The organism is Litchfieldella xinjiangensis, from assembly GCF_000759345.1.
GTDB lineage: Bacteria > Pseudomonadota > Gammaproteobacteria > Pseudomonadales > Halomonadaceae > Litchfieldella_A > Litchfieldella_A xinjiangensis.
In genome coordinates this window covers 253,392-263,356 of record NZ_JPZL01000001.1, presented here as the reverse complement: position 1 = coordinate 263,356, position 9,965 = coordinate 253,392, and the positions used below count along the sequence as shown (strand labels likewise).

8 protein-coding genes and 4 tRNA genes are annotated in these 9,965 nt (G+C 57.9%); 9 read left to right on the top strand and 3 right to left on the bottom strand.

Annotation, left to right across the window (positions count from 1 at the left end; all coding sequences use genetic code 11):
* The first annotated feature begins 198 nt into the window (after window positions 1-198).
* Window positions 199-528, top strand: a complete 330-nt coding sequence (gene fliE, locus JH15_RS01225; protein ID WP_043526218.1) for a flagellar hook-basal body complex protein FliE — start codon at window positions 199-201, stop codon at window positions 526-528.
* Window positions 529-539: 11 nt separating this feature from the next.
* Here the strand turns inward: fliE and JH15_RS01220 are convergent, their stop codons facing one another.
* The 3 genes from JH15_RS01220 to folD all read right to left on the bottom strand — a co-directional run bounded on the left by JH15_RS01220 (window position 540) and on the right by folD (window position 2,992).
* Window positions 540-1,580 (bottom strand): asparaginase, encoded by a 1,041-nt coding sequence (locus JH15_RS01220; protein ID WP_043526215.1) that lies wholly within the window; start codon window positions 1,578-1,580, stop codon window positions 540-542.
* Window positions 1,581-1,655: 75 nt separating this feature from the next.
* Window positions 1,656-2,021, bottom strand: coding sequence for a flagellar protein FlaG (locus tag JH15_RS01215; RefSeq protein ID WP_052383838.1), 366 nt, complete (start codon window positions 2,019-2,021; stop codon window positions 1,656-1,658).
* Window positions 2,022-2,122: 101 nt separating this feature from the next.
* Window positions 2,123-2,992 carry a bifunctional methylenetetrahydrofolate dehydrogenase/methenyltetrahydrofolate cyclohydrolase FolD gene (folD, locus tag JH15_RS01210; protein WP_043526213.1) on the bottom strand — a complete coding sequence of 290 codons (870 nt, stop codon included), beginning with the start codon at window positions 2,990-2,992 and terminating at the stop codon, window positions 2,123-2,125.
* A 192-nt stretch (window positions 2,993-3,184) separates the two neighbouring features.
* Between folD and JH15_RS01205 the strand changes: the two genes are divergently transcribed.
* The 8 genes from JH15_RS01205 (at window position 3,185) to lon (ending at window position 9,965) form a co-directional block, all read left to right on the top strand.
* Window positions 3,185-3,261: transfer RNA gene (locus JH15_RS01205), tRNA-Pro, on the top strand.
* A gap of 65 nt (window positions 3,262-3,326) precedes the next feature.
* Window positions 3,327-3,403 (top strand) — tRNA-Arg (locus JH15_RS01200).
* Window positions 3,404-3,464: 61 nt separating this feature from the next.
* Window positions 3,465-3,539, top strand: a tRNA-His gene (locus tag JH15_RS01195).
* A gap of 43 nt (window positions 3,540-3,582) precedes the next feature.
* Window positions 3,583-3,657, top strand: a tRNA-His gene (locus tag JH15_RS01190).
* Between the two features lie 272 nt (window positions 3,658-3,929).
* Window positions 3,930-5,291, top strand: coding sequence for a trigger factor (gene tig / locus JH15_RS01185; RefSeq protein WP_043526211.1), 1,362 nt, complete (start codon window positions 3,930-3,932; stop codon window positions 5,289-5,291).
* Between the two features lie 145 nt (window positions 5,292-5,436).
* On the top strand, window positions 5,437-6,057 hold the full coding sequence (gene clpP, locus JH15_RS01180) for an ATP-dependent Clp endopeptidase proteolytic subunit ClpP (protein ID WP_043526208.1): 621 nt from the start codon (window positions 5,437-5,439) through the stop codon (window positions 6,055-6,057).
* A gap of 75 nt (window positions 6,058-6,132) precedes the next feature.
* Window positions 6,133-7,413 (top strand): ATP-dependent Clp protease ATP-binding subunit ClpX, encoded by a 1,281-nt coding sequence (gene clpX, locus JH15_RS01175; protein WP_043526206.1) that lies wholly within the window; start codon window positions 6,133-6,135, stop codon window positions 7,411-7,413.
* 143 nt (window positions 7,414-7,556) lie between these two features.
* A complete protein-coding gene (lon, locus tag JH15_RS01170; protein WP_043526204.1) occupies window positions 7,557-9,965 on the top strand; it encodes an endopeptidase La in 2,409 nt (802 codons plus the stop codon).

Genomic DNA, 9,965 nt, shown 5'->3' with positions numbered 1-9,965 from the left:
TCTGGCGTCCGGCTCCACATCCGTCGCGATAACCGCCTGACATGCACATTGGGCGGTCGTGTGATGGCAGCCATTATGCTGGGTCGGGGCAACGCTAAACGGTAGAAAAGCCGGTCTTTTATCAGTCAATTGCACGTTTGGCTTCACGGAGGGGCTTGGTAGGCTTGCACCATCTGAAAAACCAGCGGAGTGCATGGCATGAGTACACCCGCCATTCAAACGGCAGTGGCACAGCTTCAATCGATGGCCAGCCAGGCCGCGGGCGGCGCGGCCAAGGGACAGAACCTATCGGCAGCAGTCGGGCAGGGAGGGTTCGCTAGTGAACTCCAGTCCTCGATACAGCGCATCAATCGGCTGCAGCAGGCCTCGAGTGCCAAGACGGCCGCCTTCCAGTCGGGGGATCCCAACGTGTCGTTGAACGACGTGATGGTCGACGCACAGAAAGCCAGCCTGGCCTTCCAGATGGGAGTGCAGGTGCGTAACCGTCTGGTGACGGCTTATAAGGACGTCATGAACATGCAGGTGTGACGCCTCGCCGGTCAGCGCTCTCCGACCAGCGACGCAGAAAACCGACTGCGGCGCTGATCGTCGGGCAGCGGCAGTGCCAGTAAGTGAACCATCTTTGTCATAGTGGCTTCCGGGGTCATGCCGTCGCCAGATACCACGTCCGCCTCGGCGAGTGCGTTTCCTGCTGCATACGCCCCGAAGGCAATGCTACCTTCGGGGCACTGGCTGATGGCCGCCACTAGCTTGCCTTCGCCGACCGCCTTGGCCAGTACGCCTATCAACTGGGGATCGTCTGGAATGTTTCCGCCTCCCCATACCTCGAGCAATGCCCCCTTGGTCGTTTCGTCATCCAGCCATCTCGCTATCCTATCCGCCGAGATGCCCGGCCATAGAGTCATTCGTACCACCGGTGAATCGCCCAGTCCCCGGTAGTCGGGCAATTCGAAGCGCGGCGCACCTCGCTGCAAAGCATCCAGCCCCCGATTGGCATAAACGATAGCCTGATGCTCGACTATCTCACCCAGCACAGGGTAATTGGGGCTGATGAAGGCGTCGGCATCGTGAGTAGACCACTTGCGACTACGTACACCGCGCAGGAGCCGACCCGCAAAACACAAGCCGACCTCCTGCAAGGCGGTGTCGGCGGAAAAGCGCAGTGCGTCCTCGATATTGCTCAGAGCATCGCTGCCTGGCGATTCTAAGGGTGCCATGGCACCGCTGAGCACGACGGGCTTGTCGATCCCTTGTAGTTGATAAGCCAGGCTGCTGGCCGTCCAGGCCAGCGTGTCGGTGCCATGCAGGACGACGAAGCCCCGATACTTGGAGTAGTGCGTTGCCAGGAGCGAGGCGATAACTTGCCATTCGGTCGGCGTCGCGGCGCTCGAGTCGATAGGATGGTCCGTTTCGATGACGTCAAAATCTGGCAGCGAAGCACGCCTGGCTGGGGGGAGCGACGCAAGGCTATCTCGGAGCCGAGGTTCGAAATCGGTGCCGGGTTCGAGGCCGAATCGTCCCGGGACCATGCCAATCGTTCCTCCGGTATAAATGATCAGTACGGGCAGATTGGCGAACATGGGCTCTCCTGGCGGTTGGGCAAAACGCCATGATACGGCGTCGACAGCAGCACGTCAGGGTCGGTCTGTGGTGTGTTACGCTTCGAGGCGTATGAGACGACCTTGGAGCTCCCCCAGGTTTTCGGCAATGCGTAGTACCTCTTCGCCTGGAATTTGCCGAATGATCTCGCCACTCTCGCGATCGATGATACGTGTAATCGTCCGTTGATCGAATTCATTGATATGAAACTCGACACCGTAATTGCGCATCACTTCATTGATTCTTGCCACCGGTTCGGAAAGCTCACTCTGTGTGATGGCCTGGGCGGCCGGCGGCTTTTCAGCGTCGCTTTCCGGTAGCGGACGCTGGGTGCTGCCTAGTTGCGCCAGCATGCTGTCAAGGCGTTGTTGAGTGCTCAAGCCGCGTGTGGCCTGGGAAATGTCGTAAATCAGTTCGCTCATGATGACCCGCTCGTTGTGGCCAATGTGATAACTGCCCAGATGGGCTATCGGCGAAGTTCGGGGAAACTTGAGCGTTGTTGTCGCATTACTGGCTTGTCGCACTACAGCGAACGAGGTTCCGTATCGTGAACCTCGGCGGCAAACAGGGTGTTTTCCAATAGGGAGGCCACGGTCATGGGACCAACGCCGCCGGGAACCGGTGTGATATGGCTGGCGCGTGATGCTGCCGTTTCAAATTCTACATCCCCGATAAGCTGGCCATGCGCGTCGCGATTGATGCCGACATCGATGACGATGGCGCCATCGCGAACCCATTCCCCCTTGACCAGGCCGGGTTTGCCTACGGCAACGACCAGTAGCTCAGCTCGCTTTACGTGGGCTTCAAGGTTGCGAGTGAAGCGGTGGCACACGGTAGTGGTGCAGCCTGCGAGCATGAGCTCCAGCGCCATGGGCCGGCCTACGATATTGGACGCGCCGACAATCGTGGCGTCGAGACCACGAACGGAAAGCTGGCTCTCATGCAACAGCGTCATGATGCCCTTGGGTGTGCATGGGCGGAGTACAGGCAGGCGCTGTGCCAGACGCCCTAGATTGTAGGGGTGGAAGCCGTCCACATCCTTGTCGGGTCGGATGCGTTCGAGAAGCGGGCGTGCATCGATGTGCTCGGGTAACGGGAGTTGAAGAAGTATTCCGTCAATGGCGGGATCTCGGTTCAGGTTGTCGATGAGCGCTTCGAGTTCCGACTGTGTCGTTGTGGAGGGTAGGCGGTGCTGTGAAGAGGCTATGCCGGCTTCCTCGCAGGCCCGATGCTTGTTGCGCACATAGACGTCCGAAGCGGGATCATCACCGACCAGGATGACGGCCAGGCCTGGAATGCGTGCCTGTGTTCTGCGACGTTCAGCGACACGGTGAGCAACCTGCTGGCGAACCTTGGCGGCAATGGCCTTGCCATCGATCAATTGTGCTGACATCGGCATATCCCCTGGGGCTGGGCTGGCAAAAAAGAGCGCAGGATTTTCGCATGAGCGGCTCGCTAGTCAAAGCGATATGCCCAACGTAGGGCCCGCGATACGTAAAGGCTTGACCCGAGGCCGAAGATCCGTAGAATACGCCTCGCACTGACGGGCCTGATGCCAGCTGTCAGGGGCCGTGCAACATGCCGGCGGGGTGTAGCGCAGTCTGGTAGCGCGCCTGCTTTGGGAGCAGGATGTCGGGGGTTCGAATCCCTCCACCCCGACCACGACATGTCGATAAAAATGTCTTTTTTATCAACATGTTGAAGGGTTAAGGCTGAGGCCGTAGAATGCGCCCATAGCTCAACCGGATAGAGCAACGGCCTTCTAAGCCGTAGGTTGCAGGTTCGAATCCTGCTGGGCGCGCCACGCTTGTGTGCGTGTGATAGCAGGGCGGCTAAGGTCGCAGTTCGATAAGGTTTACGTAGTGGTGGATGTAGCTCAGTGGTAGAGCCCCGGATTGTGGCTCCGGTGGTCGTGGGTTCGATCCCCATCATCCACCCCATCTACGTGTGCGTCGTTATGCTAGTGTTCTGTCTTGTGTAGTGGTGGATGTAGCTCAGTGGTAGAGCCCCGGATTGTGGCTCCGGTGGTCGTGGGTTCGATCCCCATCATCCACCCCATTACACGTCGTGTCACATTCCTGTTGTGTTTTCTCTCGACTCCCTTCTCCTTGGTGCGCCAGTTGGCCTGCCGGGATTTCGCTATTCCTGCGAATCGATGCCGGTTACGGTCATTTTGCTTTTGCTTCGGCGCTTGAAAAACGCGCGCTAGCCCCCACGTAGCGGTAGGCAAGGGTTCGGTCGCTTGCCAGCACGTGCCGAGGTTCTTAGAATCACTCTTTTGATCATTTAACGCTTTCCAACAGAACGCCCTAGTCGGTAGAGGACTATTCATGCAAGTTTCCGTCGAAACGACCTCCCAGATCGAACGCCGTGTCACAGTTCAGGTGCCGGCGGAGGAGGTCGACCAGGCCGTCGCGGCCCGCCTCAAGGATACCGCCAAGAACATTCGCCTCAACGGGTTTCGTCAAGGCAGGGTACCCATGGAAGTGGTGCGTCAGCGTTATGGTCGCGACGTTCGCAACGAGGTGGTGGGCGAACTGATGCGTGAGCGTTACGTTCAGGCCATTACCCAGGAAAGCCTCAATCCGGCGGGTTATCCCGAGATCGAGCCTACCGTCAACGAGAGCGGCAAGGATCTCGAATTCGTGGCTACGCTTGAGATCTATCCGGAGATTCAGGTCAACGGTATCGAAGGTGCCGAAATCGAGCGTCCGGTCGTAGACGTGACTGATGCCGATGTCGAGGAGATGATCGAGACGCTGCGCAAGCAGAACGCGTCGTGGGAAGCCGTCGATCGTCCTGCCGAGCAAGGGGACCAGGTCACCATCGATTTCCAGGGTTTCCTTGGAAGCGAACCTTTCGAGGGCGGCCAGGCCGAAAACCACGACCTGGTATTGGGCTCTGGCAATTTCATTCCGGGCTTCGAAGATCAGCTTGTCGGCGAAAAGCCGGGTGAAGAGACCGAGATCAAGGTGACCTTCCCCGAGGATTACCAGGCCGAGCAGCTGGCTGGCCAGGAGGCGACCTTCAAGGTCAAGGTGCACAAGGTCAGCGCTCAGAAGCTGGCGGACCTCGACGAGGAATTCATTCAGCGCTTTGGTGTCGAAAACGGCGACCAGGAAGCCTTCCGCGCTGAGGTAAAGAAGAACATGCAGCGCGAAGCCAAGCAGGCTGTGGATAATCGCGTCAAGCAGCAGGCCCTCGAGGCATTGAAGAATGCCAATGATGTCGCAGTGCCTCAGGCGCTGGTCCAGCAGGAAGTCGACGGTCTCAAGCGTCAGGCTGCACAGCAATTCGGTCTGGGCGAGGATTTCGATGTTTCTCAGCTTCCCGATGAGCTCTTCACCGAGCAGGGCAAGAGCCGAGTTCAAGTGGGCCTGCTTTTGGCCGAGCTGATCAAGGCCAACGAGATGGATGCCAGCGATGATGAGATCAAGGCCAAGGTCGAAGAGCTTGCTCAGCAGTACCAGGAGCCCCAGCAAGTCATCGACTATTATCTGAGCAACGATCAGCTCAAGAGCCAGGTCAAGTCTGCGATCCTGGAAGAGAAGGCGGTGGATGCGCTACTGGCTCAGGCGACGGTCAAGGATGTCGAAATGAGCTATCAGGAAGCCCTGCAGGCGGCTCAGCAGCAGGCCGAGGGTGACGAGGAAGACGCCGAAGCGAACGTGGAAGACGACGCCAAGGCTTGAATAACCCATGAAACATGAGCCTGTCCCCGGTTAAGCCGGGGCAGGCGATATGCTTCAATGGACGATATGCTTCATGGATAGTGAATTGCAGGTCCGCGTCGATGGGGGCGCGGCTTAAGTCATCGGATGTAAGGACGCCAAACAGATGGGCAACGAGTTCGATATTCAAAATGCCGGCGGCCTGGTGCCGATGGTTGTCGAGCAGAGCGCTCGAGGTGAGCGAGCCTATGACATCTACTCGCGGCTGCTCAAGGAGCGCGTAATCTTCCTGGTGGGGCCGGTGGAAGATTATATGGCCAACCTGGTCGTCGCGCAGTTGCTGTTTCTGGAATCCGAAAATCCGGACAAGGATATCCACCTCTATATCAATTCTCCCGGTGGGTCGGTCACGGCGGGCATGTCGATCTACGACACCATGCAGTTCATCAAGCCGGACGTGTCGACCGTCTGCATCGGTCAGGCTGCCAGCATGGGCGCTCTGCTGTTGGCTGGCGGTGCTGCCGGGAAGCGCTTCTGCCTCCCCAATTCGCGGATGATGATTCACCAGCCGCTGGGTGGGTATCAGGGGCAAGCATCGGATATCGAGATCCATACCAAGGAAATCCTCAATATCCGTCACAAATTGAACCGGATTCTGGCCGATCATACTGGCCAGGACATCGAGACGATCGCCCGTGATACCGACCGTGACAACTTCATGGACGGGGAGCAGGCGACGAAATACGGCCTGATCGATGCCATGCTGGATAAGCGTCCGGCGACCTGATAGCGTGATTTTCAGACGTATCGGAGACAGGCAATTCTCGGCGGCGAGGGCCGCCATCCGTTAAGAGGTACGCGAATGGCCGACGGCAAAGGCAAAGACGAAGGTGGCAAGCTGCTGTACTGCTCGTTCTGTGGCAAGAATCAGAACGAAGTGCGGAAGCTGATAGCCGGCCCGTCTGTTTATATCTGCGACGAGTGTGTCGACCTGTGCAATGACATCATTCGCGAAGAAGTCCTCGAGGCCGACGCAGACGGCGATGAAGATCGCCTGCCGGCTCCGCGTGAGATTCGTCACACTCTCGATGACTATGTGATCGGGCAGGACCGCGCCAAGATGGTATTGTCGGTGGCTGTTTACAACCACTACAAGCGCCTGCGCGCCGAAGTGAAATCCGACGACGTGGAGCTTGGCAAATCCAATATCCTGCTCATCGGTCCAACCGGTAGTGGCAAGACGTTGCTGGCCGAAACCCTGGCGCGGCTCTTGAACGTTCCCTTTACCATCGCCGATGCAACCACGCTGACTGAAGCGGGTTACGTGGGCGAGGATGTCGAGAACATCATTCAGAAGCTGCTCCAGAAGTGCGACTACGATGTCGAGAAAGCGCAGAAGGGAATTGTCTACATCGATGAAATCGACAAGATCTCTCGTAAATCCGACAATCCGTCCATCACGCGTGACGTCTCTGGCGAAGGTGTTCAGCAGGCCCTGCTCAAGCTGATCGAGGGCACTACTGCCTCGGTCCCGCCCCAGGGTGGACGCAAGCATCCACAGCAGGAATTCCTGCAGGTCGATACCGGCAACATCCTGTTCATTGTCGGCGGGGCGTTCGCTGGGCTCGACAAGGTGATACGCGATCGCGCAGAGAAGGGTGGCATCGGTTTCAATGCCACGGTCAAGAGCAAGGATGAGAACAAGGGTGTCGGTAGCGTCCTGGCGGATGTCGAGCCGGAAGACCTGGTCAAGTTCGGCCTTATCCCTGAGTTCGTGGGTCGTCTGCCGGTCATCGCCACGTTGACGGAACTCTCGGAAGATGCGCTTATCCAGATCCTGACCGAGCCGAAGAACTCGCTCGTGAAGCAGTATGCCAAGCTCTTCGAGATGGAAGGTGTCGAGCTCGATTTCCGCGAGGATGCCTTGCGTGCGGTTGCCGCCAAGGCAATGGCGCGCAAGACGGGGGCGCGGGGATTGAGGTCTATTCTCGAGTCGGTGTTGCTCGACACGATGTACGAGATTCCCTCTCTGGAAGGTGTCAGCAAGGTAGTCATCGATGAGTCGGTCATCGCCGGCGAAAGTGAGCCGCTGTTGATCTATTCCCAGCAGGATGAGGGCAAGGTGGCCGGTAAGGACGGTTAACCGTCATTCTAGCCATCAGGGGCCGCCCAGCGGCCCCTTTTCAATCCGGCCAGCCATGGGCGCCAAGGGCTCGTCAGCCTTGCAAATCCATTAGCCTGCCCCCATCACCTGAGTAAATCCCGATTTGTTGAGGAACGTCTGCGATGCAGCAGAACGCTGATCAGACCCAGAGTCTGCCCCTTTTGCCCCTGCGCGATGTGGTTGTCTATCCGCAGATGGTCATTCCGCTGTTCGTCGGGCGTGAAAAATCGATCCAGGCCCTTGAAGCGGCCATGGAGGCGGATAAGCGTGTCCTTTTGGTAGCCCAACGCGAGGCTGGACAAGACGATCCCGATAGCACCGATCTGTTTGGCGTAGGTACCGTCGCCGAAATCATGCAGTTGCTGAAATTGCCCGATGGCACCGTCAAGGTGTTGATAGAAGGCACCTCGCGAGCCGATGTCGGCAAGATCACCGTGGTTGATGATACCTACAGTCGCGCTGAAGTGACCCTGCGTGAAAGCGAGCCCTTGACCGAGCGTGAGCGCGAGTCGCTGGTGCGCGTGCTTCTCAATCAGTTTGAGCAGTACGTCAAGCTATCCAAGAAAGTACCCAACGAGGTATTGAGCTCACTCCAGGGGATCGAAGATCCCAGCCGGCTGGTCGATACCATCTGCGCTCACCTTTCTTTGAAGATCGGTGACAAGCAACAGTTGCTCGAAATGGACCGCGTACGTGATCGCATCGAGCACTTGATGGCTTTGATCGAATCCGAGATCGACCTGCTGCAGGTCGAAAAGCGTATTCGCTCACGCGTCAAGGATCAGATGGAGAAATCCCAGCGCGAGTACTATCTCAACGAGCAGATGAAAGCCATCCAGAAAGAGATGGGCGAGCTTGAGAATGTACCGAACGAAGCTGAGAAGTACGAGAAGGCCATCAAGGATTCCGGCATGCCCAAGGAGGCTGCTGACAAGGCGCATCAGGAGCTGGGCAAGCTGAAGATGATGTCTCCGACCTCAGCGGAAGCCACGGTGGTTCGCTCATACCTGGATTGGCTGGTGTCGGTTCCCTGGAAAAAGCGGACTCGGGTCAAGCATGATCTGAAGCATGCCGCGGAAGTGCTGGACGAGGACCATTACGGGTTGGAGGAAGTCAAGGAGCGTATCCTTGAGTATCTCGCCGTCCAGAAGCGTGTCAAAAAGCTCAAGGGGCCAGTGCTTTGCCTGGTGGGGCCGCCTGGGGTAGGCAAGACCTCGCTGGGGCAATCGATAGCACGGGCGACCAATCGCAAGTATGTGCGCCTGGCCCTCGGTGGGGTGCGCGACGAATCGGAAATACGTGGTCATCGGCGCACCTATATCGGCTCTCTGCCTGGCAAGCTGATACAGCGCATGAGCAAGGCCGGGGTCAAGAATCCGCTGTTCCTGCTCGATGAAGTCGACAAGATCGGGATGGACCACCGGGGCGATCCTGCTTCGGCCCTACTTGAAGTCCTTGATCCCGAGCAGAATGACAAGTTCAGCGATCACTACCTGGAACTGGATTACGACCTCTCGGAAACCATGTTCATCTGTACCGCCAATTCGATGAACATTCCGGGCCCCTTGCTGGACCGTATGGAAATCATACGTCTGCCGGGGTACACGGAAGACGAGAAATTGGCGATTGCCCGGCGTTATCTCGTTGTCAAGCAACTCGAAGCCAACGGCTTCAAGGAAGACGAGCTGTCGTTTTCCGATGAGGCTCTGCTTGAATTGATTCGCTACTATACTCGTGAAGCAGGCGTCAGGGAGCTCGAGCGCCAGATCGCCAAGGTGTGTCGCAAGGTGCTTCGTGAGCGTCTCGAGGCAGAGAGCAAGACGGCGGCCCAGGCGTCCCGTACGCTGGCGGCCGAAGATATCGAAGCCTACGCGGGCGTTCGCCGCTACAGCTATGGTCTAGCCGACCAGGACGATCAAGTGGGTCGTGTGACGGGCCTGGCCTGGACTTCCGTGGGCGGCGAACTGCTCAATATCGAATCCGTGGTAACGCCTGGCAAGGGACGCATTAACAAGACGGGCTCTCTGGGCGATGTCATGAAAGAATCCGTCAGTGCGGCGCATACCGTCGTGCGGGCTCGAGCCGGAGAGCTAGGTATCGACCCCGAGCGCTTCGAAAAACAGGATCTGCATATTCACGTACCTGAAGGGGCGACGCCAAAGGATGGGCCGAGTGCGGGTATTGCCATGGTTACCGCCATGGTATCCGCCTATACCGAGCGGGCGGTACGCTGCGACATCGCCATGACCGGCGAGGTGAACCTGCGCGGTGAAGTGATGCCGATTGGCGGCCTCAAGGAGAAATTGCTGGCCGCACGGCGCGGTGGTATAAAGACGGTGCTTATTCCCGAGGAGAACCGCCGGGATCTCAAAGAAGTTCCGGATAATATAAAGGATGCCTTGGACATCAGGCCCGTCCGCTGGATTGATGAAGTTCTGAGCGTGGCACTGGTTGCAAAGCCGGAGGGGGAGAGTGATGATACTCGCACTGAAGATCCAGCAACTTCACGTTCAATGATCAGTACACATTGA